At 62.5% G+C, this 25,072-nt stretch carries 22 protein-coding genes; 10 read left to right on the top strand and 12 right to left on the bottom strand.

From position 1 onward, the window contains the following. From AC1DEK_RS26120 to AC1DEK_RS26090, 7 genes are all read right to left on the bottom strand, one after another. A complete protein-coding gene (locus AC1DEK_RS26120; RefSeq protein ID WP_478128218.1) occupies positions 1 to 771 on the bottom strand; it encodes an ABC transporter ATP-binding protein in 771 nt (256 codons plus the stop codon). Positions 772 to 788: 17 nt separating this feature from the next. Further along, positions 789 to 1,970: a branched-chain amino acid ABC transporter permease gene (locus AC1DEK_RS26115; RefSeq protein ID WP_478128217.1), complete on the bottom strand. Its 1,182-nt coding sequence runs from the start codon at positions 1,968 to 1,970 to the stop codon at positions 789 to 791. Between the two features lie 10 nt (positions 1,971 to 1,980). Next, positions 1,981 to 2,910, bottom strand: coding sequence for a branched-chain amino acid ABC transporter permease (locus AC1DEK_RS26110; RefSeq protein ID WP_478128216.1), 930 nt, complete (start codon positions 2,908 to 2,910; stop codon positions 1,981 to 1,983). Between the two features lie 258 nt (positions 2,911 to 3,168). Continuing rightward, positions 3,169 to 4,461 (bottom strand): replication-associated recombination protein A, encoded by a 1,293-nt coding sequence (locus AC1DEK_RS26105; RefSeq protein ID WP_478128215.1) that lies wholly within the window; start codon positions 4,459 to 4,461, stop codon positions 3,169 to 3,171. Between the two features lie 86 nt (positions 4,462 to 4,547). Further along, positions 4,548 to 5,180, bottom strand: a complete 633-nt coding sequence (lolA, locus tag AC1DEK_RS26100; RefSeq protein ID WP_478128214.1) for an outer membrane lipoprotein periplasmic chaperone LolA — start codon at positions 5,178 to 5,180, stop codon at positions 4,548 to 4,550. 22 nt (positions 5,181 to 5,202) lie between these two features. Next, complete coding sequence (locus AC1DEK_RS26095; protein WP_478128213.1) at positions 5,203 to 7,587, bottom strand: DNA translocase FtsK; 2,385 nt, start codon at positions 7,585 to 7,587, stop codon at positions 5,203 to 5,205. A gap of 130 nt (positions 7,588 to 7,717) precedes the next feature. After that, the gene (locus tag AC1DEK_RS26090; protein ID WP_478105128.1) at positions 7,718 to 8,392 is read right to left on the bottom strand and encodes a Crp/Fnr family transcriptional regulator; all 675 of its coding nucleotides are present in this window, start codon (positions 8,390 to 8,392) and stop codon (positions 7,718 to 7,720) included. A 162-nt stretch (positions 8,393 to 8,554) separates the two neighbouring features. Between AC1DEK_RS26090 and trxB the strand changes: the two genes are divergently transcribed. From trxB to rpmG, 3 genes are all read left to right on the top strand, one after another. Next, positions 8,555 to 9,505: a thioredoxin-disulfide reductase gene (gene trxB, locus AC1DEK_RS26085; RefSeq protein ID WP_478128212.1), complete on the top strand. Its 951-nt coding sequence runs from the start codon at positions 8,555 to 8,557 to the stop codon at positions 9,503 to 9,505. Between the two features lie 254 nt (positions 9,506 to 9,759). Beyond that, complete coding sequence (gene rpmB / locus AC1DEK_RS26080) at positions 9,760 to 9,993, top strand: 50S ribosomal protein L28 (RefSeq protein WP_028251282.1); 234 nt, start codon at positions 9,760 to 9,762, stop codon at positions 9,991 to 9,993. Positions 9,994 to 10,004: 11 nt separating this feature from the next. After that, positions 10,005 to 10,178 (top strand): 50S ribosomal protein L33, encoded by a 174-nt coding sequence (gene rpmG, locus AC1DEK_RS26075; protein ID WP_007830291.1) that lies wholly within the window; start codon positions 10,005 to 10,007, stop codon positions 10,176 to 10,178. A 134-nt stretch (positions 10,179 to 10,312) separates the two neighbouring features. On the opposite strand, the gene AC1DEK_RS26070 is transcribed toward rpmG, so the two are convergent. From AC1DEK_RS26070 to AC1DEK_RS26060, 3 genes are all read right to left on the bottom strand, one after another. Then, positions 10,313 to 11,527 (bottom strand): DesA family fatty acid desaturase, encoded by a 1,215-nt coding sequence (locus AC1DEK_RS26070; protein WP_478128211.1) that lies wholly within the window; start codon positions 11,525 to 11,527, stop codon positions 10,313 to 10,315. 130 nt (positions 11,528 to 11,657) lie between these two features. Further along, a complete protein-coding gene (locus AC1DEK_RS26065) occupies positions 11,658 to 12,926 on the bottom strand; it encodes an RsmB/NOP family class I SAM-dependent RNA methyltransferase (RefSeq protein ID WP_478128210.1) in 1,269 nt (422 codons plus the stop codon). 27 nt (positions 12,927 to 12,953) lie between these two features. Next, positions 12,954 to 14,813 carry a M48 family metallopeptidase gene (locus tag AC1DEK_RS26060; protein ID WP_478128209.1) on the bottom strand — a complete coding sequence of 620 codons (1,860 nt, stop codon included), beginning with the start codon at positions 14,811 to 14,813 and terminating at the stop codon, positions 12,954 to 12,956. 34 nt (positions 14,814 to 14,847) lie between these two features. Here AC1DEK_RS26060 and AC1DEK_RS26055 point away from each other — a divergent pair, with 34 nt between their 5' ends. Then, entirely contained in the window at positions 14,848 to 15,084 is a 237-nt protein-coding gene (locus AC1DEK_RS26055; RefSeq protein WP_478128208.1) for a DUF1653 domain-containing protein, read from the top strand. 74 nt (positions 15,085 to 15,158) lie between these two features. Here AC1DEK_RS26055 and purN read toward each other — a convergent pair whose 3' ends face one another. Then, entirely contained in the window at positions 15,159 to 15,746 is a 588-nt protein-coding gene (gene purN / locus AC1DEK_RS26050) for a phosphoribosylglycinamide formyltransferase (RefSeq protein WP_478128207.1), read from the bottom strand. 143 nt (positions 15,747 to 15,889) lie between these two features. Between purN and AC1DEK_RS26045 the strand changes: the two genes are divergently transcribed. The 3 genes from AC1DEK_RS26045 to AC1DEK_RS26035 all read left to right on the top strand — a co-directional run bounded on the left by AC1DEK_RS26045 (position 15,890) and on the right by AC1DEK_RS26035 (position 19,669). After that, the gene (locus AC1DEK_RS26045) at positions 15,890 to 17,071 is read left to right on the top strand and encodes an acyl-CoA dehydrogenase family protein (protein ID WP_478128206.1); all 1,182 of its coding nucleotides are present in this window, start codon (positions 15,890 to 15,892) and stop codon (positions 17,069 to 17,071) included. A gap of 24 nt (positions 17,072 to 17,095) precedes the next feature. Further along, the gene (locus tag AC1DEK_RS26040; RefSeq protein WP_478128205.1) at positions 17,096 to 18,211 is read left to right on the top strand and encodes an acyl-CoA dehydrogenase family protein; all 1,116 of its coding nucleotides are present in this window, start codon (positions 17,096 to 17,098) and stop codon (positions 18,209 to 18,211) included. Positions 18,212 to 18,334: 123 nt separating this feature from the next. Next, on the top strand, positions 18,335 to 19,669 hold the full coding sequence (locus AC1DEK_RS26035; protein WP_478128204.1) for a twin-arginine translocation pathway signal: 1,335 nt from the start codon (positions 18,335 to 18,337) through the stop codon (positions 19,667 to 19,669). Positions 19,670 to 19,673: 4 nt separating this feature from the next. Here AC1DEK_RS26035 and AC1DEK_RS26030 read toward each other — a convergent pair whose 3' ends face one another. Then, positions 19,674 to 20,231 (bottom strand): HNH endonuclease, encoded by a 558-nt coding sequence (locus AC1DEK_RS26030; RefSeq protein ID WP_478128203.1) that lies wholly within the window; start codon positions 20,229 to 20,231, stop codon positions 19,674 to 19,676. 164 nt (positions 20,232 to 20,395) lie between these two features. Between AC1DEK_RS26030 and AC1DEK_RS26025 the strand changes: the two genes are divergently transcribed. The 3 genes from AC1DEK_RS26025 to lspA all read left to right on the top strand — a co-directional run bounded on the left by AC1DEK_RS26025 (position 20,396) and on the right by lspA (position 24,881). Then, positions 20,396 to 21,433 (top strand): bifunctional riboflavin kinase/FAD synthetase, encoded by a 1,038-nt coding sequence (locus AC1DEK_RS26025; protein WP_478128202.1) that lies wholly within the window; start codon positions 20,396 to 20,398, stop codon positions 21,431 to 21,433. Positions 21,434 to 21,540: 107 nt separating this feature from the next. Further along, positions 21,541 to 24,384 (top strand): isoleucine--tRNA ligase, encoded by a 2,844-nt coding sequence (gene ileS / locus AC1DEK_RS26020; protein ID WP_478128201.1) that lies wholly within the window; start codon positions 21,541 to 21,543, stop codon positions 24,382 to 24,384. Beyond that, entirely contained in the window at positions 24,384 to 24,881 is a 498-nt protein-coding gene (gene lspA, locus AC1DEK_RS26015) for a signal peptidase II (protein ID WP_478128200.1), read from the top strand. Before ileS ends, lspA begins: the two co-directional genes overlap by 1 nt. Positions 24,882 to 25,072 lie beyond the last annotated feature (191 nt).

Raw genomic sequence — 25,072 nt, 5'->3', positions numbered from 1 at the left:
TCAGTGTCCTCCCGTGCCGAGGTAAGCCTCGATCACCTTTTCGTTCTTCTGCACCGAGGCGGGCGTGCCCTCGGCGATCTGTTTGCCATAGTCGAGCACCGTGACGCGGTCGCACAAACCCATCACCAGCTTCACATCGTGCTCGATCAGGAGGATGGTGCGATCGTCCTTGCGGATGCGATCGATCAGTTCGCGCAACTGCATCTTCTCGGTCGCGTTCATGCCGGCTGCGGGTTCGTCCAGCGCGATCAGTTGAGGGTCGGTAGCGAGCGCGCGCGCGATCTCCAGGCGCCGCTGGTCGCCGTAGCTCAACGTGCGCGCCTTGTAGTCCGCGAACTTGCCGATGCCGACGTAGTCGAGCAACTCGTGCGCGCGCTTGGTGATCGCAGCCTCTTCGGCCTTGAAGCCACCGGTGCGGAAGATCGCACCGATCACGCCCGAACGGGTGCGGATGTGCCGGCCGACCATGACGTTTTCAAGCGCGGTCATCTCCGAGAACAGGCGAATGTTCTGGAAGGTGCGCGCAATGCCCGCCTTGGCGACTTCGTGCACCGCGGTCGGCTGGTAAGGCTTGCCGGCCAACTCGAAAGTGCCACTGTCCGGCGTGTAAAGGCCGGTAATGACGTTGAAGAAAGTGGTCTTACCCGCGCCGTTGGGACCGATCAGGCCGTAGACCTGGCCGCGATCGATTTTCATGCCGACGTCCGAAAGCGCTTGCAGGCCGCCGAACCGTTTCGAGATGCCTTGTACGTTGAGGACGGTGTCGCTCATTCTTGTTCTCCCATCGCTCACGGATTGATCGACATCGGACGGGAGGCCACGCCCGGAACCTCGTCGGACGGGACTTCCACCCCCGGCGCCGCTGCCGGCATGCCAGACGCCGGCGCCGTGCCCTTGCGCGCCAGCGACTTGCCGTGCTCGGGCGACGGCCAGAGCCCACGCGGACGAACCAGCATGATGATGATCATGGCAAGCGCAATGAAGAGCTGGCGCAAGATGGATGCATCGAGCCGGCCGTCGGTCATCGATTGCAGGGGGCCTGCCACGTAGCGCAGCACTTCGGGCAGCGCAGCCAGCAGCACCGCTCCGAGCACCACGCCGGGCAAGTGCCCGATCCCGCCAAGCACGACCATGGCGACAATCATCACGGACTCCATAAGGCTGAAAGACTCCGGCGAGACAAACCCCTGGAACGCCGCGAACATCGCTCCGGATACGCCGCCGAAGCTGGCGCCCATGCCGAACGCCAGCAGCTTCAGGTTCCGGGTGTTGATGCCCATCGCCTTGGCGGCGATTTCGTCTTCGCGGATGGCCATCCAAGCGCGACCAATGCGCGAGATCTGCAAGCGATGCGAGATCAGAATGGTGACAAGCACCAGCGCGAGGAAGAGGTAGTAGTAGAGCGTGACGGACGATATCGTGAAGCCATCGAACTTCAGCGGCTTGCCGAGGTTCAGCCCCCAGAAATGGACCGGCTCGATCGCGGTGATGCCTTTGGGGCCGTTCGTGATGTTGACCGGCTGGTCCAGGTTGTTCAGGAACACGCGAATGATTTCACCGAAGCCGAGCGTCACGATCGCGAGGTAGTCGCCGCGCAGCTTGAGCGTTGGCGCGCCGAGCAGCACGCCGAACAGCGCTGCAAGCCCGAACGCCGCGGGTATCACCAGCACCAACGAACTGTGCAGCCCGTTCGGGAACATGGCCTTGAACGCGGGGAATGTCTCCGTCAGGTGCGGCGACTCCAGAAGTGCAAACAGATAGGCACCGATGGCGAAGAAGGCCACATAGCCCAGGTCGAGCAATCCTGCGTAGCCCACCACGATGTTCAGGCCCAGTGCCAGGAGCACGTAGAGGAGCGCAATGTCCGCGATGCGGACCCACGCGTTGCCCTGCATTTGCAGGAGCAGCGGCAGCGCCAGCAGGGCGATGGCCCCAATCAGGATGAAAAGGAAATTCTTGCCTTGTTTCATGGCTGGCTCCTCAGGCGCGGTCCGCCACACGCTCGCCCAGCAGCCCCGAGGGCCGCAGCGTCAGCATGATGATGAGCACGACGAACGCGATGATGTCGCTGTATTGGCTGCCCAGCACATCACCCGTCAGCGCACCGAGATAGCCCGATCCGATGGCTTCGATCACGCCCAGCAGGATGCCGCCTACGACGGCGCCCGCGAGGTTCCCGATACCGCCGAAGACTGCGGCCGTGAACGCCTTGAGACCAGGAATGAACCCCATCGCGTGCTGCGCGATCCCATAGTTGGAGGCGTACATCACGCCGGCGATGGCCGCCAGCACAGCACCGATGATGAAGGTGGCCGAGATGACCATGTCAGGCCGGATGCCCATGAGTGCAGCCACGCGGGGGTTCTCGGCTGTGGCGCGCATCGCCCGGCCCAGCTTGGTGTAGTTGACCAGCCACGTCAGCACTGCAAGGCAGATGGCGGTGACGCTCAGGATCATCACCTGTGTCGGCGAAATCACGGCGCCGCCGAGGTGGATCGGCGTCGTGGAGAGCAAATTGGGATATGCCTTGTTGGTCGGCTTCCAGATGATCATTGCCAGTGTCTGGAGCAGGATCGACACGCCAATGGCAGTGATGAGCGGCGCCAGTTTGGGACTGTTGCGCAGCGGACGGTATGCAACCTTCTCGATGACGAAGTTGAGAGCGGCAGCCACGACGCAGGCAATGATGAGCGCGACGAGCAGGATCAGCCATCCCGGGGTGCCTGGCATCGACTCCTGCATGAGGCCGATGATGGTCCAACTGGTCAGTGCCCCGACCATGAGCACTTCACCGTGCGCGAAATTGATGAGATTGATGATGCCGTACACCATTGTGTAGCCCAAGGCTATCAAGGCGTACATGCTGCCCAGTACCAGACCGTTGATGATCTGTTGCAGCAAGATGTCCATAACGGGATTCCCTTTTTTTGTGGTTACACCCTTGAGAGGTGTCTCGGCCAGCTCGGCGTACTGAATTGACGCCATACGCTTCACTTAGCAAAAAACCCGCCAGCATGTGTCGGCGGCGGGTTTGTGGGCGGGATTTTAGTCACGGCGGAACGCCGGTTTGGTGCGTTTACGCCCGGGTTTTCCCGCTGGCGCGCGTGTTTTCGGCTTGCGGGCTGCAGAACGCTTGCAAGAGGGTATCGGCCCCCTCAACTCTACGTATCAAGCGGCGGCGTCGCCGTTGCGCTTTCGCAGTTCGCGAAGCTTCTCGGCGATGCGGATTTCGAGCCCGCGTTCGACCGGCCTGTAGAACGGCGGCGGGTCGAGGCCGTCCGGCATGTATCTCTCGCCAGCAGCGAAGCCGCCCTCCTCGTCATGCGCATAACGGTAGCCCTTGCCATAGTCGAGCTGCTTCATCAGCCGTGTCGGGGCATTGCGCAGGTGCATTGGCACCGGGCGCGTTCCATCCGCCTTGATGAACGCCTTGACCTCGTTGTAGGCCTTGTAGACAGCGTTCGATTTGGGCGCGATGGCCAGGTAGACAACGCACTCGGCCAATGCGAGTTCGCCCTCTGGCGTGCCGAGACGCTCATAGACTTCGGCGGCATCGAGCGCCAGACGCAATGCGCGAGGGTCCGCCAGCCCGATGTCTTCGCTTGCCATGCGCACGAGTCTGCGCGCCATGTATCGGGGGTCGGCGCCACCATCGAGCATGCGCACGAACCAGTAGAGAGCAGCGTCGGGGTCACTCCCGCGCACGGACTTGTGCAGCGCGGAAATGGTGTCGTAGAACTGCTCGCCGCCCTTGTCGTAGCGGCGCATCCGTTCGCCCAGAACGCGCAGCAGCCAGTCGTCCCTGATGTTGTCGAGCGACTCTGTGCTGGCGGCGATCGACAGCGTCTCGAGCGTGTTGAGAAGCCGTCTTGCGTCACCGTCGGCGTAGGCGATCAGCCGATCGATGGCCTTCGACTCGATCGCAGGCACCGCCTGGATGTCCTGGGCACGGGTCACGATCTGCTTCAGATCGTCCTCGCCGAGCGGTTGCAGCACGTAGACCGCCGCCCTCGACAACAAAGCCGAATTCACCTCGAACGAAGGGTTCTCGGTCGTCGCACCGATGAAGGTGAAAAGACCCGACTCGACGTGCGGCAGGAACGCGTCCTGCTGGCTCTTGTTGAACCGATGCACTTCGTCGACGAAGACGATCGTGCGGCGCTGCTCGAGCCCGTCACGCGCGGTGATGGCTCGCTCGACGGCGTCGCGAATATCCTTCACGCCACCGAGCACGGCGCTGATGCTGAGAAATTGCGCATCGAACGCATCGGCCATCAAACGCGCAATGGTGGTCTTGCCCACGCCCGGCGGGCCCCACAGAATGCATGAATGCGGCTGGCCTGATTCAAAGGCGATGCGCAACGGCATGCCCGGACCGAGCAGATGCTGTTGGCCAATGACCTCGCCCAAGGTCTTGGGGCGAAGGCGTTCTGCGAGAGGTTGATGCGTGGAGGGAGCCATCGATGAGCTGTAGTGTCGCGCAGCATCCGAAGCGGCGCCCGATGACGGCCACCGAAGGTCGGCAGCGTGCCGGGACCGCGAGGGTGCTACTGCCGGACTACGTCGGCGCCCGCGGGCGGCTTAAAGACAAAAGTGCCGGCCGGAAGTGAGGGATTGACCTCGACCTTGCCGAACTTCAGTACCGACCGTTGGCCAAAACTGTCGAGGATTTCAAGTGCCGCCAGGGAATCGCCCTGGAACCCGATCTGCACGCTTTGAAGTTGACCGTCCTTGTTCTTCGGTGTGGCCTTGACCCACTGCAAACCATCGCGCTCGGGCGCGGCCTCCAGCATGAAGTCGGCCTGCAGGGTCTTCAGGTCGGGCGCAGCCGCAATCAACGCCGCCGGCGTCGATCCAAGCGCTTGGGCCTGTTTGCGCTGCGTGACCTGGTTCAGATCGGCGTCGTAGAGCCAGAGCGTCTCTCCATCGGCAACGATGCTCTGGACGAAGGGTTTCTTGTAGTCGAATCTGAATCTGCCCGGCCGCTGGAATGCGAAGGAGCCGGTGGACACTTTGTCGCGCGAGGCGACGCCTTCTTTCGGCGGCGAGGTCACGGTCTGGGTGAACTCGGCAAGCCCCGACTTGGCTGTCTTCACGAAAGCCTCGAGGCTTTCCATCCCGCCGGCGCTCGCGGCGGCCGCCAGGACCGCCAGCGCCATACCCACAATCAACTTCTTCATCGGCATCCCTCGCTGGACAAGTTCATTCAGTGCGCGCAGGGACGAGAATTTCGCGCTGGCCGCTGCCGCTCATCGCACTGACGAGACCTGCGTTTTCCATGTCTTCGACCAGCCGCGCGGCACGGTTGTAGCCGATCTTCAGGTGACGTTGGACCAGCGAAATGCTCGCCTTGCGGTTCTTGAGCACGACTTCCACGGCCTGGTCGTACATCGGGTCCTTTTCGCCGCCATCGCCGCCCCCTTCGCCGAGCAGGTCGCCGTCACCGTCGACTGTGCCGCCTTCGAGCACACCCTCGATGTAATCCGGCTCGCCCTGCGATTTCAGATAGGCAACGACGCGATGCACTTCCTCGTCGCTGACGAACGCGCCATGTACCCGGACCGGCAACCCTGTGCCGCTCGGCATGTAGAGCATGTCGCCCATGCCCAGCAGCGCTTCAGCTCCCATCTGGTCGAGGATGGTGCGCGAATCGATCTTGCTCGACACCTGGAACGCGATACGGGTCGGAATGTTGGCCTTGATCAGACCGGTGATCACATCCACGCTCGGACGCTGCGTGGCGAGAATCAGGTGAATGCCCGCCGCACGTGCCTTCTGCGCAAGCCGAGCGATGAGTTCCTCGATCTTCTTGCCCACGACCATCATCAGGTCGGCCAACTCATCGATCACCACGACAATGTGCGGCTCGCGTGCGAGCGGTTCGGGGCTGTCCGGCGTGAGGCTGAAGGGGTTGTAGATGAACTCCTCGCGCGACTTCGCCTCATCGATCTTGGTGTTGTAGCCGGCCAGGTTGCGCACACCCAGCTTGCTCATGAGCTTGTAGCGGCGCTCCATCTCGGCCACGCACCAGTTGAGTCCATGGGCTGCCTGTCGCATGTCAGTCACCACGGGCGCCAGCAGATGCGGAATGCCTTCGTACACCGACATTTCGAGCATCTTCGGGTCGATCATCAGAAGACGGACATCGCGCGCCTCGGCCTTGTAGAGCAGGCTCAGGATCATCGCGTTGATGCCGACCGACTTGCCCGAACCGGTCGTACCGGCGACCAGCACGTGGGGCATTTTTGCCAGATCGGCCACAACCGGATTGCCCACGATGTCCTTGCCGAGGCCCATGGTGAGCATCGACTTGCCCTCGTTGTAGATCTGCGAGCCCAGGATTTCGCTGAGCCTGATCGACTGCCGCTTCGCGTTCGGCAGTTCGAGCGCCATGTAGTTCTTGCCTGGAATCGTCTCGACGACGCGGATCGACACCAGCGACAGAGAACGCGCGAGGTCCTTCGCAAGATTCACGATCTGCGAGCCCTTCACGCCAGTAGCGGGCTCGATTTCGTAGCGGGTGATCACCGGCCCTGGGGAAGCAAGCACCACGCGCACCTCGACGCCAAAGTCCTTCAGCTTCTTCTCTATGAGGCGCGACGTCATCTCGAGCGTGTCAGCCGAGACGGTCTCCTGCCGTGTCTGCGCGGCATCGAGCAGATCGACCTGTGGCAGCTTGCTGTCGGGCAATTCGCGAAACAATGGCTTCTGGCGCTCTTTCGCGACACGGTCGCTCTTGGGTACCTCCGCGAGCGCTGGTTCGATTTGAACCGGCGGAGAAGCTGGACGCCGTTTGGGTCGCGGCACCGCCCGCATTTCGTCGTCCGGAGCTTCGCTCTCGCCGCCGGGGTCGACCGATGCCAGTTCTTCGCGCTCGCGCACCGCCCGCTTGCCCATCGCGATGTCTTGCGCAATTTCCCGCCTTTCGCGACGCGACTCGAAGAGCGAATAGAGGCGCGTCCCGATGCGCTCGGCGATCTGCCCCCACGAGAACCGGAACACGAGCGCCGAACCGATCACCCCACATGCAATGGCGATGAGCGCAGAGCCGGTGAAGCCCATCCATTTGACGCTGGCCGGTCCGACCAGATAACCCAACACCCCACCGCCATGTCCGGGCAGTCGAAATTCAAGCCGATAGAGACGCGACCATTCAAGGACGGCGCTGGCGCACAACAACAAGATGAGCCCAAACCAGAACGCGAGCCGGCTGCGGTTGAACGGACCGCGCGGGGCTTCCTCCGGCACGGCAGCGCCACCGCCGCGCATCCATCCTGCCAATGAGGAAAGCCAGACGCGCACCCCGGCCGCAAGACACCACCAGACCGAATATCCGGCGAGGAAATAGCTCGCATCCGCAAGCCATGCGCCAATACGCCCGCCCCAGTTCTTGACCTCGCCCCCTGTACCGGACGTGGACCAGGCTGCGTCAGAGGGCGTGAAGCTCAACATCGCCATGAGCCAGAACAGCAGCGCGACAAAGCCGGCGATGAGAGTGATCTCGTGGGCGAATCGCATCGCGCGCAACCGCACCGGCTGGCCGTCGACCGACGAAGACGATTGGAGAGTATTGAGCGAATAAGTCATGAAAGGCACAGCCACCACCCGTCAGGGACGGACTGGTGGTCAAAGGAAACTACAACGAAAACCATCGCGACCGCGTTGTCAGGGTCCGCCGATGCAGGGGCCGCCGTGCTGCGCACTGCCGGCCGGACCATCAGGCCAGCGATGAGAGCCGTTCCTTGATGATCATGGCGCCGTCCGGCAACGTCTGCACGAATCCGCGCTCCTCGAGGTCCTTCATGACGCGGCTGACCATTTCGCGCGAAGCACCCACCATCTTGGCCAGATCCTGTCGGGAAATCTTGTCGCGCACCTTGAGGTTGCCCGCTCCGTCGTCCACTGCGAACTCGAGCAGCGAACGCGCCACGCGCCCATAGACATCCATCAGCGCCAACGACTCGATCTTCCGATCGGCGTGCCGAAGCCGGGCAACCAAGCCGCGCATGATGTTGTAAGACATCGAGGAGCTTTCCGGCAGGCAACGAGCAAAAGCCTCGCGGCCCAGCATCAGCACATCGGTCTGGATCTCGGTGCGAACGGTGGCCGAATGCGGCTCGTCGTCGATCATGCTCATCTCGCCGATGTAGTCACCTGGCTGCAAGGTCGCCAGGATCACCTCTCTGCCTCGGCTGTCGGTACTCATCACACGGGCGCGTCCGGTCAGGATGATATAGAGCGCATCGGACTTCTTGCCCTGCTCCACGATCACTTCAGCGCGCTTGAAGCGCTTCTTGACGATCGCATCCGCAATGCTCGCGGACTGCGTTGGCGTCAGTGCCGCGAAGAGTGGCACGCGGCGGAGCAATTCAAGATTGGACAGCATCGACATTCATCAATTCCCGGATTCCGCACGATTCACAATCAATGGATTAATACAATCGCGCGCATTGAAAACAGCCCCGCCCGGGCATTGAACCGGACGGTGATACTCCATATCTATCACCCTGAAAATGTACACGCTGCTGCAGCGTCAATCTGAGGTTTTCTACTCATGTCCTCCCCACGCCACGCTAAGGTTCTCATTCTCGGCTCAGGTCCGGCCGGCTATACCGCGGCAGTCTACGCTGCGCGAGCCAATCTCGAACCGATGCTCATCACCGGCATCGCCCAAGGCGGCCAACTCATGACGACCACCGAGGTCGACAACTGGCCTGCCGATGTCCATGGGGTCCAGGGTCCCGATCTCATGCAACGCTTTCTGGAGCACGCCGAGCGCTTCAAGACCCAGATCGTCTTTGACCACATTAACAAGGTCGATCTCAGCAAGCGGCCGTTCACACTCACCGGCGACAGCGGCACCTACACCTGCGACGCGCTCATCATTGCCACCGGTGCATCCGCCAAGTACCTCGGCCTCGACTCCGAGCAGCACTTCATGGGCCGCGGGGTATCGGGCTGCGCGACGTGCGACGGCTTCTTCTACCGCGACCAGGAGGTGTGCGTCATCGGCGGAGGCAACACCGCCGTCGAAGAAGCGCTTTACCTCTCAAACATTGCGAGCAAGGTGACGCTGGTGCATCGTCGCGAGAAGTTCCGTGCGGAGCCCATCCTCATCGACAAGCTCCACGAAAAGGTCGCGGAAGGCAAGATCGATCTGAAGGTGCACAACACGTTGGATGAAGTCCTGGGGGACGATTCCGGCGTCACTGGCATCCGCCTCAAGAACACTCAAACCGGTGCTACCGAGAAGCTGGATCTGAAGGGCTGCTTCATCGCGATCGGGCACCATCCGAATACCGACATCTTTCAGGGCCAAGTCGAGATGAAGGACGGATACATCCTGACCCGAGCGGGGTTGCAGGGCTTCGCCACCATGACGAGCATTCCAGGCGTGTTTGCCGCAGGCGACGTGCAGGACCACATTTATCGCCAAGCCATCACCAGCGCTGGCACCGGCTGTATGGCAGCGCTGGACGCCCAGCGATTTCTCGAGCAGGAATAAGGCCGCCCAGTCAGCTTTGAGCTGGGCACAACTGCCGCGGCCAGAGCTGACGAGGGGGCTTCTCCGCGTTTGCGTGTCGATCTGACTGAAGGATGCCTGGCGGGCTATAATCGCCGGCTTTGCTGAGTTCTGCCAGACTCTTGGCTCATGCAGCAAATCGGGGTACCGCCACCCGCTTCTGGCGAGGTCAAGCTGCAAACCACCTTGCAACTCCGTTGCACTCAGGTGCCAGCTGTTCAAGAAAGAGTGTCCACATGGCACGCGTATGCGAAGTTACGGGCAAAGGCCCGATGGTCGGAAACAACGTTTCCCACGCCAACAACAAAACCAAGCGCCGGTTCCTGCCGAACCTGCAATACCGTCGTTTCTGGGTCGAAACTGAAAACCGCTGGGTTCGCCTGCGCGTTTCGAGCGCTGCCCTGCGCCTGATCGACAAGAACGGCATCGACGCCGTGCTCGCAGACCTGCGTGCACGCGGCCAAGCTTAAGGAGCTGAATCATGGCAACGAGCAAAGGCGGACGCGAAAAGATCAAGCTGGAATCCACCGCGGGTACCGGCCATTTCTACACGACCAGCAAGAACAAGAAGACGATGCCCGAAAAGATGTCGATCATGAAGTTCGACCCGAAGGCACGCAAACACGTTGAGTACAAGGAAATCAAGCTGAAGTAGTTCGGCTGAGCTTTCAAAAAACCCCGCTGAGATTCAGCGGGGTTTTTTATTGGCCTGCGATTTCCCATGCGGGCACAAAAAAGCCGGCTTAGAAGCCGGCTTTTTTGAATCGGCGTTGCCGATACTTCTGAATCTCAGGCGCGAGCTGCTCGCAGGCGGGTCGAGAATTCGCGCAGTCCGGAGATGCCGCTGGCTTCCGCGCGATGGCACCAGGCAGCGAGATCCGCAGCCAACTGCTCACGCGACTGCGACGTATTGAGCCACAGTTGCCGAAGCTCTTCGCGCATGGTGATCATCTTGTCGAGCACCGGATGCGCCGCTCGCACCTGCACCAACTGGGGTCGTGCCGCTGCGGGCACCTTGTCGTCGTCACGATGCAACCACCGCTTGGCCGCCTTCAACACCGACAAGTCGGCTCCCTTCGACTTGAGTGCCGCCAATTCGTGACGGGTGGTGCGGCGCATTTCGCGCGCATAGCCGGCCATCACCTCGTAGCGATTCGCTATGACCGCTTCCAGCGTTCTTGCATCGGCCACAGGCTGCACGTCGCCCATCTGGAGCTTCGGCGGAACCTTTTTGACCTTGGCCCAGCCGATCTTCTGCATCAGGCTGATGTAGACCCAGCCGATATCGAACTCGTACTTCTTCACCGAGAACTTGGCGGAAGTCGGATAGGTGTGATGGTTGTTGTGCAGCTCTTCGCCGCCGATGATGATTCCCCAGGGAATCAGGTTGGTGCTCGCATCAGTGGCTTCGAAGTTGCGATAACCCCAGAAGTGCCCGATGCCGTTGACCACACCGGCCGCCCAGAACGGGATCCAGAGCATCTGCACAGCCCAGACTGTGAGGCCGATTCCGCCAAACAGTGCCAGGTTGAGGATGAGCATCAGGCCAACGCCTTGCCAGCTATAGCGCGAGTAGAGATTGCGCTCGATCCAGTCGTTGGGGGTGCCATGGCCGAATCGCTCCATGGTGTCTTTGTTCTTCGATTCCTTGCGATACAGCTCTGCGCCGCGCCACATGACTTCGTCGATACCTTTGATCTGGGGGCTGTGCGGGTCTTCTTCGGTTTCGCACTTTGCGTGATGCTTGCGGTGGATGGCGACCCATTCCTTGGTCACCATGCCGGTACCGAGCCACAGCCAGAAGCGGAAGAAGTGAGAGGGAATCGGACCAAGATCCATGGCCCGATGCGTTTGCGTCCGGTGCAGGAAAATCGTCACACCCGCGATCGTGATGTGCGTGGTGACGAGCGTGTACAACACGATCTGCCACCAAGTGAGATCCCACAAGCCGTGTCCGAGCCAATCGATGGCCGCGCTCAGTACGGCAGAGTCAGGAAGCAACATTGAATTCAATACTCCATAGCCGCACGAAGGTGCAGCCTTCAGGTAACTGGCGATTTTAAAGGTTCGGCCCTGAAAAGGGGGCTAAATCCTTGATCCACCGCAGGTTCCGACCTTCTTTGGAGCTTTGTGCCTACTTCCGCGTCCACACCGATGCAAAAAACCCGTCCGTCGCATGGCGGTGGGGCCAAAGCCGGAGAAAACGTCCTCCTTCGCCGCCGATGCACAGGGACTCGGCATTCGGAATCTTCAATCCTTTCAGCAGTTCGGACACGTCCTCTGCCTCGAAGTCGGGGTTCGCCGCGCCAAAAGCTTCGGCGATGACTTCGTTCTCCTCCGGCAGGATGCTGCATGTTGCATAGATAAGCCGCCCCCCGGATTTCACCAATCGCGCGGCGCTTTGCAGAATCGCTGCCTGCTTGACTGTGAGTTCTTGTACGGATTGCGGGGATTGCCGCCACTTCAGATCGGGGTTTCGCCGAAGCGTACCCAAGCCTGAGCAAGGCGCGTCAACCAAAACACGATCGATCTTGCCCGCCAGGCGCTTGATGCGGTCATCTCGCTCATGCGCAATCGCAGCAGGGTGCACGTTGGAGAGCTTGCTCCGCGCAAGCCTCGGCTTCAGCGCATCCAGCCGGTGCGCCGAAGTGTCGAAGGCGTAAAGCCGTCCGGTATTTCTCATGGTCGCGCCGATCGCAAGTGTTTTGCCGCCTGCGCCTGCACAAAAGTCGACCACCATCTCGCCCCGCTTTGCATCGAGCAGCAGCGCGAGCAGCTGAGATCCCTCGTCCTGCACTTCGACCGCGCCGCGGGCAAAAGCGTCGACCTTGGTGAGTGCCGGTTTCCCCTCGATGCGGAGACCCCAAGGCGAAAACGGCGTTGCCATAAACTTGATGCCCGCCAGTGCCAGTTCTTTTTGCACGTCCGCCCGCTTGTCGTTGAGGACATTGACACGAAGATCGAGCGGGGCCGCCTGTTGCAAGCTCTCTACCAGCTGCCAGAACTGATCGCCCAACTGCGCCTTAAGAGGCGCCACCAACCATTCCGGCAAGTTGTGCCGGTGACGTTCGAGTAAATCGTCCTGTTTGACGGCGTCGCAGTTGTCTAGCCATCGCTTTTCAGTGTCGTTCAATGCACTCTTGAGGAAGTCTCGCGGCCCGTAGAAGCCGAGGATCGCCATCCGGCGCTCCTTTGGGCCGCTGCCAGAAGGCGACAAGTGATCGAAAAGCAGCTTCTTGCGGAGTACCGTGTAAACAGTCTCGGCCAACGTGGCGCGCTCACGGGGCCCGAGTTCGCGGTGATCGCGAAAGAAGCGGGAAACGACCTGATCGGCCGGGTGATCGAATTTCAGAACGAGGCCGACCAGTGCGGCTGTGGCCTCAAGCAGGGCTTTGGGGTGCATGCCCCATTGTCTCAGCCGAAGCCCCCGTCACGCGGAAGCGCGCGTCCAAACCGGCCCGAAAGCCTGACGCTCGATCTCCGCGAGGGTAGGCGAATGCCCGGCCCACAAGACCAGCGCAGCGCCGGGAATGCTCAACGTGTGCTCCAGTTGACGGCAGAGATTCCAGCGCTCTTCGTCCGGAAGCGCAGGCAGTTCGAGAAAGACGACGTACGCGCGCCGCCATGGAAACTCGCGAAGGTTCTTGCGCACCACCCATGCCCGGTTGATCGCCCCGCAACGCACGAAGTCCGCGCGCAATTCGCCGAGTTCGAACTCGCTCAGATCATGGCGCGCGATCTGGCTGAAGAACGGCGTTTCGGTGATTTCTTCCCACGCGCGCTGCTCGGCGGCCTCGGCCGTCCTGGCTCGCTCGCGCCAGAGCCTGAGCGCACGATCGTCGTGGGCTCCATTGTCGAGGTCTTCTAGTGCCGCAACCGCTGTCTTAGCCGCCCACCATCGGCTGGCTGCGCTCGATTCGTGCAAGCGCTCGAGCAGCGCCAGACGGCTTGGCCGATCGCTGGCGGGGAGTACCTGCGCCAAGCCGCGCAGTGCTCCGGGATGGTCCGCTGTGATTGCGAGCGCACGTTCATACAGCTTGCGCACGTCAGGTGCGCGATCGATGCGGCGCGCGCAGTCGGCCCACTCCACCATCTCGTCAGCGCTGTTCCGTCCGGCACTCTCCGAGAGCGCCGCCACACGTTCGCGCACCCGAACCAGATAGGCGTGATGCTGCTTCCAGTCGCTCGCGTGATCCCGGCGCCATTCGTCGTCGAAATGGGCAATCCACTTGCCTGCGTCCGCCAGCAGGCCGAGCGCCGGCTTGTCAGACCAGGACGGCATGGCGGATTTCTCATCGAGTGCTTCCAGCCGATCGCGCAAAACCGGATGCGTGTCGTCCACGTCGCTCACGCTGCGAAGCGCATCGCGCAGCGCCGCGCGGGCGAAGTCCTCTTCGACGGGGGCGCAAAACCGGGGCGCCATGGAGGAGAACGGCCCCGCCGGCAGAGCATCATCGAGCGCGCGCCCCCAATGCGCCGGCCAGAATTGCTCCGCGTACCAGGCGCTTTTGACGGCGATCTCCTTCAGGGCACTGGCAACGACGCGCGTCCCCAGAAGCCGCGCCGCGACCCGATCGGCTTCGTATTCATCCTGCCGCGCCAGCGCGAAAGTCTTCGCGGCAAAGCGGGGAAAGTACCACCGAAAGAAGGCTTGCGACGCGAATGCCATGACACCCTCGTCGCGCTGGAAATTAGCGTCGAGCCGGAGCCAGGAAAGGCGGGTGCGGTAAATCCACGCGCTCAGCTTGCCGTGGTTGCCGCGCAAGTGACCGTATTCGTGCGCCAACACCGAAAGCAGCCGGCGCCGGTCCAGCGCCATCAAAAGGGGCAGCCCCACGCTCAGGTAATTGGTCGCACCCCCAAAGAGACCGAAGCGCGGCAACTGGCGGATGCTCGCATTGAATTCGCTGTCGAGATAGACGCGATGCACGGGTGGTCCGTCGATCTTCCGCTGGATACGGTCGAGGGACTCGAAAAGCCCGGGCGCGTCTTCACGCTCCAGCACGATTCCTTCCGGCGCTTCGAGGCGCACCCAAAGCGCGCGCAGCGTCGCCCAGAGCAACCCTAGCGCAAACAACAGAAGCCAGCCGTGGGCTACACCAAAACGTCCGCCGACACCCAAAGACCCGGCCACCCACACGATGATGCCAACCGCAAGCGCCAGGCAGGCGACCACCCACAGGTAACCCAGCGCGGCAAAAATGGCGACGCCGCGCCGGTAGCCGGTGCTGTCATCGGCGCTGGCATGCTCGCTCAGTCGCACCAGATGAACAAAATCTGCCCGATTCATCCTGACCTTTCAGCCTATAGAGGGAAACAACCACGTGTCAGACGAAATCCTGCCGCCCCTGATCGAAACACCGCCTGGGCGCTACCTCCACTACAAGGGCGGCGAATATGAAGTCCTCGGCACGGTGCGCCACAGCGAGACGCTGGAGCCGATGACGCTCTATCGAGCGCTTTATGGGGAGCGCGGCCTTTGGGTGAGACCCGCAGGCATGTTCGATGAAGTCGTGGATGTTGAGGGCTCATCACGGAGACGCTTCGTCAAGCTCGACTAGGCGAAGTGCGACCAGAGGCGCGACCAGAACTTTTCAATCCGACATCCCCCAGCACACGAGATGGTGGGATTGTGTCAGTTTGTGTCGCGTTCGAGCCAGCTTGCGATGGCTTGGGGGTAAACCCTGTGTTCTTGCGCCAACACCCGCGCAGCCAAGATTTCAGGAGTGTCGTCGGGCATGACAGGCACTGCCGCTTGGGCAAGGATCGGCCCATGATCCAGTTGCACCGTCACCTCATGAACGGTCACCCCTGCCACCCGGCACCCGGCCTCCAGTGCTCGCCGGTGCGTGTCGAGCCCCGGGAAAGCGGGCAGGAGCGACGGGTGAATGTTCAGCAGCCGGCCTTCGTAGCGCGCAACGAAGTCGGGGGTCAGGATGCGCATGAATCCGGCCAGAACAATGAGCGCCGGCGAATGCGCGTCGACTTCGCGGGCAAGTGCCGCGTCGAACTCCGGCCTGCTAGAAAACTCCTTGTGCGAAACCACGGCCGTGGAAACGCCATGCTGCCGGGCGATCAGCAATCCTTGCGCATCCGCCCTGTTGCTGATGACTGCCGCCACGCGCGCGCCCAAGCGCGCCGCCCAGCGACCGCTTTCAGCCGCTTTCAGAATGGCCGCCATATTGGAGCCACTCCCCGAGATCAGGATCACAATGTTCTTCATGGGACGCGGGATTATCTGTGCTTGGTCAGGGGCTCCGGGCTTGTCGCCGCGCGGACACCTCGAACAAGCACGACCGTGCTAAAACCATCGGTTTCGGAGACACGCCGCCTCCTGCGGCGTTCGATCAACACAGCGAGGCACGCATGGATTTGAGCTTCACACCTGAAGAACAGAAGTTCCGCGAAGAGATTCGCGCATGGGTCAAGGAAAACCTTCCCGCAGAGATTTCCCACAAGGTGCATAACGCGCTCGAATTGACGCGCGACGATCTGCAACGCTGGGCCAAGATCCTTGGAAAGAAAGGCTGGCTGGGATACGGCTGGCCCAAGGAATTTGGCGGACCCGGTTGGACGGCGATCGAAAAACACCTGTTCGAAGAAGAAGCCGCCCTCGCCGGCGCGCCGCGGATCATTCCCTTCGGACCCGTGATGGTGGCACCGGTGATCATGGCCTACGGCAATGCCGAGCAGCAGAAGCGCTTTCTGCCCGGTATCGCGAGCGGTGAAGTCTGGTGGAGTCAGGGCTACAGCGAACCGGGCTCCGGTTCGGACCTCGCCTCCGTCAAGACCAAGGCAGAACGTCAAGGCGACAAATACATCGTCAACGGCCAGAAGACCTGGACCACGCTCGGCCAGTACGGCGAATGGATCTTCTGCCTGGTCCGCACCAGCAATGAGGGCAAGCCGCAGACCGGCATCAGCTTCCTGCTGATCGACATGAAGTCGCCCGGCGTCACGGTGCGGCCGATCAAGCTGCTGGACGGCGGCTACGAAGTCAACGAAGTCTGGTTCGACAACGTCGAAGTGCCAGCCGAAAACCTGATCGGCGAGGAAAACAAGGGCTGGACCTACGCCAAGCACCTGCTCTCGCACGAGCGCACCAACATTGCCGACGTGAATCGTGCCAAGCGCGAGCTGGAGCGCCTCAAGCGCCTGGCCAAGAGCGAGGGCGTGTGGGAAGACCAGCGCTTCCGCGACGAGATCGCCAAGCTCGAAGTCGACGTCGTCGCGCTGGAGATGCTGGTGTTGCGCGTTCTTTCAGCCGCGACTTCGGGCAAGAACTCGCTCGACATCGCCGGTCTCCTCAAGATCAAGGGCAGCGAGATCCAGCAACGCTATTCGGAACTGATGATGCTGGCCGGCGGCCCCTATTCGCTGCCGCTGATTCGCGAAGCCATGGAAGCTGGCTGGCAAGGCGATTTCCCTGGCGGCCATCCGCAACTGGCGCCTCTTGCATCGACCTACTTCAATCTGCGCAAGACCACCATCTACGGCGGCAGCAACGAAGTACAACGCAACATCGTCGCGCAGACGGTCTTGGGCTGAACGCGGGCAAAAAAGGATCAAGCAATGGACTTCAATTTCAGCGACGACCAGCAACAGCTTCGCGACGCGGTCGCCAAGTGGGTCGAAAAGGGCTACACCTTCGAGCGCCGCCGCGCCACCGAAGCAGCCGGGGGTTTCTCTCGTGAAGCCTGGGACCAGCTGGCCGAACTGGGCCTGGGCGGCCTCTACATCCCCGAAGACGAAGGCGGATTGGGCATGGGACCTGTGGAAAGCATGGTCGTCATGGAAGAACTCGGGCGCGGCATCGTGCTGGAGCCGTTGGCACAGTCATTCATCGCAGGTGCCGTGCTTGCCGGGCATGCCGACGAAGAGACCAAGAACAACTGGCTGCCGCGCATCGCGGGCGGCCAGGCGATGGTGGTCCTGGCCTACCAGGAGCGAAAGGCGCGCTATCGCCTTGATGTCTGCGAGGCTCAGGCGACCCAGGCCGGTGACGGCTGGAAGCTGAGCGGCAGCAAGAGCCTGGTGCCCGCCGGCGACGAGGCCGACGCGTACATCGTGCCCGCACAGCTCGGCGGCAAGATCGCGCTCTTTCTCGTCGAACGCGCGGCCGACGGCGTTGCAGCCCGGGGCTACGGCACGCAGGACGGCAGCCGCGCGGCAGAGGTCGTTTTCGACAATGCGGCCGCCACTCTGATCACCAAGGACGGCTTGCCCGTCCTCGAACACGCCGTCGACATTGGCATTGCCGCCACTTGCGCCGAGGCGGTCGGCGTGATGGACAAGACGCTGGCGATCACTGTCGAGTACATGAACACCCGCAAGCAGTTCGGCGTGGCGATCGCTACCTTCCAGGCGCTTCGCCACCGCGTCGCCGACATGAAGATGCAGCTCGAACTGGCCCGCTCGATGAGCTACTACGCCAGCCTGAAGCTCAACGCACCGGCTGCGGAGCGTCGCCAGGCACTTGCGCGCGCCAAGTACCAGTTGGGCGTCTCCATGCGCTTCGTCAGTCAGCAGGCCGTGCAACTTCACGGCGGAATCGGCGTGACGGACGAGTACATCGTGAGTCACTATTTCAAGAAGCTCACGCAGCTTGAAATGACCTTCGGCGATACGCTGCACCATCTGGGCGAGGTCTCGGCCCGCATGCAGGACACGGCCGGCGTGTTCGCCTGATCCGCGCAATCTCCTCTCTCTGCAAGGCGCCCGCCGGCTTCGAGCCCGCGGGCGCTTTTTCTTGAACCGGAGATTGCCGTGCAAACTCTGGTTGATTGATCTCTGCCAGTCTTGCCATCGACCATGCTTCCCGCCCCCGCTACCCCGCCAAGCGCCGCCGATCGGGCACCCATCGTTTTCATGCACGGCAATGGCGATTCGGCCGCCTTGTGGCTGACCACGATCTGGCGCTTCGAATCGAACGGCTGGCCGCGCGATCGATTGTTTGCACTGGATCAACCTTTTCCGCTGGCTCGCGATGACGATGCCATTCCGCAGCCGGGGCGCAGTTCCACCGCCGATTCGATGGCCTTTCTGAAGCACGAAGTCGAGCGCGTCCTGACGTCGACGGGCGCGTCCCGCGTCGTCTTGATCGGCAACTCGCGAGGCGGCAACGCGATCCGCAACTACGTGCAGAACGGCGGGGGCGATCGCGTCGTGAGCCATGTCGTCCTGGGCGGCAATCCGGCACACGGCATCTGGGCTATCGAAGGGCTTCGCGAAGGCAGCGAGTTCTCCGGACTGAGTCCTTTCCTGCGGCAGCTCAACGCGGCAAAAAATGCGGAGGGCGATGAAGTCACGCCCGGCGTGAAGTGGCTGACACTGCGCTCGGACAGCAACGACAAATACGCGCAACCTGACGGGATCTGGATCGGCGCCCAAGGCAAGCCGACGCACATCGGGTTCGACGGACCGGCTCTCAGGGGCGCGACCAACGTCGTATTGCCGCGCGTGGATCACCGGGAGACTTCGTTCTCGGCGGCCGCGTTTGCAGCGACCTGGCGTTTTCTCACGGGCAAGGATGCGAGAACGACACAACCCGTTCCTGAAGCGCCAGTGGTCCTGTCCGGCAGGGTCACCGGCTTGGGCCTGCACCCGCTGGACGCTGCGAGCGGCGGCTTCGTCAACAACTTGCCCCTGGTTGGCGCTCGCCTCGAAATTTTTGCCGTCGAAGCCTCTACCGGAATGCGGGGCGGCCCGGCCGCGTGGGTGCAGACCATCGAATCCGACGCACGATGGGGCCCCTTCGTCGGCCAGACGGACACAGCCTATGAGTTCGTCCTGAGCGCGAAAGGCTACGCGACAACGCACATCTACCGAAGCCCGTTCCCGCGCTCGAGCGGCGTCGTCCATTTGCGGCCGGAGCGCATGCCGGAGACCGGCAGCGGCACGAAGGCGCTCGTGATCTTCACCCGCCCCCGAGGCTATTTCGACGCGCGGCGCGACACCATGCGCTTCGACGGCCAAGCGCTGCCACCCGGCGTGCCGCCACAAGGCTCGGGCGTCTCGGCGTCGACACTCAGGCTGACAAGCGACGTGCCTCGCACCGTCGCGGCCGAATTCAACGGGGAACACGTGGCCGGCCTCTCCTGGCCCGCAGCGCAGAACCACGTGACGGTGCTCGAACTGACCTACTGAACCGCTACCCGTGCAGCCGCGAACTCTGCGGCAGATGCGCCATCAGGAATTCCATCTGATCCGCGAGGATGCGGCGATTGCGCAGGATGAAGTCCTCCCAAAGGCTCGGCACGTACGGCGCATACAAGAGGGGCATTCCGGCCTGTTCCGGCGTGCGGCTGCTCTTGCGGTGATTGCAAGGCTTGCAGGCCGTCACCACGTTCATCCAGGTGTCGATGCCCTTTTGCGCAAAGGGAATGATGTGTTCGCGCGTCAGCTCTTCCTCGTGAAAGTGGCCGCCGCAATATGCGCATACATTGCGATCCCGCGCGAACAGTTTGCCGTTCGTCAGCCCCGGCCGCTGGGTGAAAGGGTTGATGCGCGGCACGCCCTTGGTGCCGATGATGCTGTTGATGGCGATCTGCGACTGCTGGCCAGTGACCGCGTTGTGGCCGCCCCGGAAGACCGCGACTTGCGCGCCCACCTCCCAGCGCACCTCGTCGGAGGCGTAGTGGATCACCGCCTGTTCAAGCGATATCCACGATTGAGGCAGCCCTTGGGCCGACAGCTTCAAGACCTTCACCACACGCCTCCTCAAGCAAAGAGAACAACGGAAAGACCTGCACGCCAAGCGAGCCGAAAGGGCTTGCGCATGACGCAGTGCGTCACAATATACCGGCTTTGTGACAAAACGGCCTGATGTGCCCATTCCACGGGCGCAAAGTGCTATCAAAAAGATACCGACCGATGCAGATTTTCCGGGGTTTTCGGCATCCGGGCGTGGCTCCGGCCTGTGCCCTGACCATTGGCAATTTCGACGGTGTCCACCGTGGTCACCAGGCCATGCTCGGGCTTCTGAACACCGAGGCGCGCGCGCGCAACCTCCCCAGTTGCGTGCTGACCTTCGAGCCGCATCCCCGGGACTACTTCGCGGCCATCACCAAGCGGCCGGAACTGGCTCCCGCCCGGATCGGCACGCTGCGTGACAAGCTGACAGCGCTGGCCGCCGCCGGCGTCGCGCAGACGATCGTGCTGCCTTTCGATGCCGCTCTTGCGTCACAGACTCCCGACGAATTCATCCAGCATGTGCTGATCGAAGGCTTGGGCGCGCGCTACGTTCTGGTCGGGGATGACTTTCGCTTCGGCGCCAAGCGCGCCGGCGACTACGCGATGCTCGACCGGGCCGGCGACCAGCACGGCTTCGACGTCGCGCGGATGAACAGCTATGAAGTGCACGGCCTTCGCGTCTCGAGCTCCGCCGTACGGGAGGCGCTCGCCGAAGGTCGCATGGCCGATGTGCACACCCTGCTGGGGCGGCCTTACGCAATCTCCGGCCACGTGGTCCATGGACGAAAGCTTGGGCGTGCGCTGGGCGCTACCGCGCCGGGCCGCGACGACGGGTTTCGCACCCTCAACCTTCGTTTCAAGCATTGGAAGCCGGCCGCAAACGGAATCTTTGCGGTGCTGGTCCACGGCCTGACCGACTCGCCGCTTCACGGCGTCGCCAATCTGGGCGTGCGCCCTTCCCTCGATGCCAACGACGTCAACGCCGGCCGCGTGCTGCTCGAGACGCACTGCCTCGACTGGCCTTCTCATCTCGGTTCCGAAGGGGCCTACGGTAAAATCGTCCGCGTGGAACTGCTGCACAAATTGCACGACGAATTGCGCTACACCAGTCTCGAGGCCCTTACCGCGGGCATCGCGAAGGATGGGCGTGACGCGCGCGCATTCTTTGCTTCCACCCACGCCGAGACCCATCGCCAAACCACGCGCGATCGAATTTAAAGCGGAACCTTCGCTTTCCGCCGCGTCCGGCCTCGCCTTCACAGCAAAGGCCGCACGCTCCCGATCCCCTCGCGCGTTGCACGGCAGCGCAGATTTCTGGAAATTCCATGGCTGACAACAAGACCGACGGCGGCACCGACTACCGGGCCACGCTGAACCTGCCCGACACCCCCTTCCCGATGCGCGGCGACCTGCCCAAGCGCGAACCCGGATGGGTCAACGAATGGAACGAGCAAGGCGTCTATCACCGCCTGCGGGATGCACGCCACGGTGCGCCCAAGTTCATCCTGCACGACGGCCCACCCTATGCCAACGGTCAGATCCACATGGGTCACGCGGTCAACAAGATCCTGAAGGACATGATCACCAAGGCGCGCCAGCTTGAAGGCTACGACGCGCTCTATGTGCCCGGGTGGGATTGCCATGGCCTGCCGATCGAGAACGCGATCGAAAAGAAGTACGGCCGCAACCTGAGCCGCGACGAGATGCAGGCCAAGAGCCGCGGCTACGCGACGGAACAGATCGCACAGCAGATGTCCGATTTCCAGCGCCTGGGTGTCCTGGGTGAATGGGACCACCCGTACAAGACGATGGACTTCGCCAACGAGGCGGGCGAAATCCGCGCCTTCAAGCGCGTGATCGAGCGCGGCTTCGTCTATCGCGGGCTCAAGCCGGTGTACTGGTGTTTCGACTGCGGCTCGTCCCTGGCTGAATTCGAGATCGAATACGCCGACAAGAAATCACAGACGCTGGACGTCGCCTTCAAGGCGCACGACCCCGCAAAGCTCGCCGCCGCATTCGGCCTGCCGGCACTCGGCAAGGACGCCTTCGCGGTGATCTGGACCACCACCGCCTGGACGATCCCAGCCAACCAGGCGATCAACCTGAATCCCGAGCTCGACTACTCGCTCGTGGATACAGAGCGCGGCCTCCTCGTCCTTGCCGCCTCGCTGGTCGAGATGTGCATGACCCGCTACGCGCTCGACGGCAAGGTGCTTGCCACCGTCAAGGGCGAGAAGCTGGGCGGACTGGAGTTCGAGCATCCGCTCTACGACGTGGATGCAGGCTTCCGTCGCCTCTCGCCGGTCTATCTTGCGGACTACGCGACGGCCGATGACGGCACCGGTCTGGTCCACTCCTCGCCGGCCTATGGCGTGGATGACTTCAATTCCTGCATCGCTCACGGCATTTCCTATGACGACATCCTGAATCCGGTCCAAGGAAATGGCTCCTACGCGGCTGACTTCCCGCTTTTCGGCGGCCAGAATATCTGGAAGGCGGTTCCGGTCATCATCCATGCGCTGCGCGATGCCGGCCGCCTGATGACGACCGAGCAGATCTCCCACAGCTATCCGCATTGCTGGCGTCACAAGACGCCGGTGATCTACCGTGCCGCAGCGCAGTGGTTCATCCGCATGGACGAAGGCGAAGGCGTGTTTACCAAGGACAAGGCGCCCAAGACGCTGCGCCAGACGGCGCTGGAAGCCATCGAGCAGACGAGCTTCTATCCAGAGAACGGCAAGGCGCGCCTGCACGACATGATCGCCAACCGGCCCGACTGGTGCATCAGCCGGCAGCGCAGTTGGGGCGTGCCGATCCCGTTCTTCCTGCATCGGGACTCGGGCGAGTTGCATCCGCGCACGATGGAAATCCTCGATCAGGCCGCCGACATCGTCGAAGAAGGCGGCATCGAGGCATGGAGCCGCGTGACCACTGAAGAAATCCTCGGCGATGCCGACGCGCCGCATTACACCAAGAGCACCGACATCCTCGAAGTGTGGTTCGACTCCGGCTCGACCTTCTTCCACGTGTTGCGCGGCACGCACCCCAAGGTGCACCACGAAACCGGCCCCGAAGCCGACCTCTACCTCGAAGGCCACGACCAGCATCGCGGATGGTTTCATTCGTCGCTGCTGATCGCGTCGGCACTCGAAGGCCGCGCCCCCTATCGCGGCCTGCTCACGCACGGCTTCACGGTCGACAGCCAGGGCCGCAAGATGAGCAAGTCGCTCGGCAACGGCATCGACCCGCAGGAAGTCAACAAGAAGCTCGGCGCCGAAATCACGCGCCTGTGGGTGGCTGCGAGCGACTACTCGGGCGACATCGCCGGTGACGACAAGATCCTCGCCCGCGTGGTGGATGCCTATCGCCGGATCCGCAATACGCTGCGCTTCCTGCTCGCGAACACCAGCGATTTCGACATCGCGAAGGATGCGGTGCCGCTCGACCAACTGCTCGAAATCGACCGCTACGCGCTCAGCCGCGCCGCGCAGTTTCAGGCGGACGTGCTCGCGCACTACAAGGTCTACGAGTTTCACCCGGTGGTTGCGAAGCTGCAGGTGTATTGCTCGGAGGACCTAGGCGCGTTCTACCTCGACGTGCTGAAAGACCGGCTCTACACGACCGCCCCCGGCTCGCTTGCGCGCCGCAGCGCACAAACCGCCCTGTGGCACATCACCCAAGCGATGCTGCGCTGGATGGCACCATTCCTGAGCTTCACGGCCGAAGAAGCCTGGAAGTTCTGCGGCGACGGCCGGTCGATTTTCGTGCAGACCTACAGCGACCTCGGAACACCCAACGACGCACTGCTCGCCAAGTGGACCCGCATCCGAGAGATCCGCGACGCGGTCAACAAGGAAATTGAATCGGTGCGCACAGCGGGCCAGGTCGGCTCGTCGCTGCAGGCCAACGTGACCATTGCCGCGCCGGCCAATGACCATGCGCTGCTCGCTTCGCTGGGCGACGACCTGAAGTTCGTCTTCATCACCTCGGCCGTGGCGCTGACGCCTGGCGATGCGTTGTCGGCCACTGTGACGGCAAGCACGGCGGCGAAGTGCGAGCGCTGCTGGCACTGGCGCGACGACGTCGGGCACGATGCCGCGCATCCTGGTCTCTGCGGACGTTGCACGAGCAACCTCTACGGCGCGGGCGAAGCAAGGAACATCGCCTGATGGCCCGCCAGTCTTCGGGCGCCCGGGGCCTCGGCATCTGGCCCTGGCTTGGCCTTGCACTGGTGATCGTGATCGTCGATCAGTTCACCAAGACGCTGATCCTCGGCTATTACAAGTACGGCGACGCGACCTACGTCACCAGCTTCTTCAACGTCGTGCGTGCCCACAACACCGGCGCGGCTTTTTCGTTCCTGGCGGATGCGGCAGGCTGGCAGCGCTGGTTCTTCATGGCCATCGGCATCGCGGCGGCGCTCTTCATCATCTGGATGCTCAGGTCGCACGCGGGGCAGAAGCTGTTCTCGTTTTCGATGGCCGCCATCCTCGGCGGCGCGATCGGCAACGTGATCGATCGCATGATGCACGGCTACGTGGTCGACTTTCTCGACTTCCATCTTGCCGGCCGGCACTTTCCCGCCTTCAACGTAGCGGACAGCGCGATCACGATCGGGGCGATCTGCCTGGTCATCGATGAGTTGCGGCGGGTAAGGAAGACTTAGCTCGCCCCCAGGCTGCGCGCACTTCGTGTCGCTTCGCCTACCCCCTACCGGGGGCAACACCGGCGGCCTGGCAAAGCCAGTTCCGCGGTGTTTCTGTTGCTCGCCCCCAGGCTGCGCGCACTTCGTGTCGCTTCGCCTACCCCCTACCGGGGGCAACACCGGCGGCCTGGCAAAGCCAGTTCCGCGGTGTT

It is taken from the genome of Variovorax sp. 10N420 (genome assembly GCF_056394705.1).
Note: the sequence above shows the minus strand (reverse complement) of the source record. Positions and strands in the feature narration are given on the sequence as shown.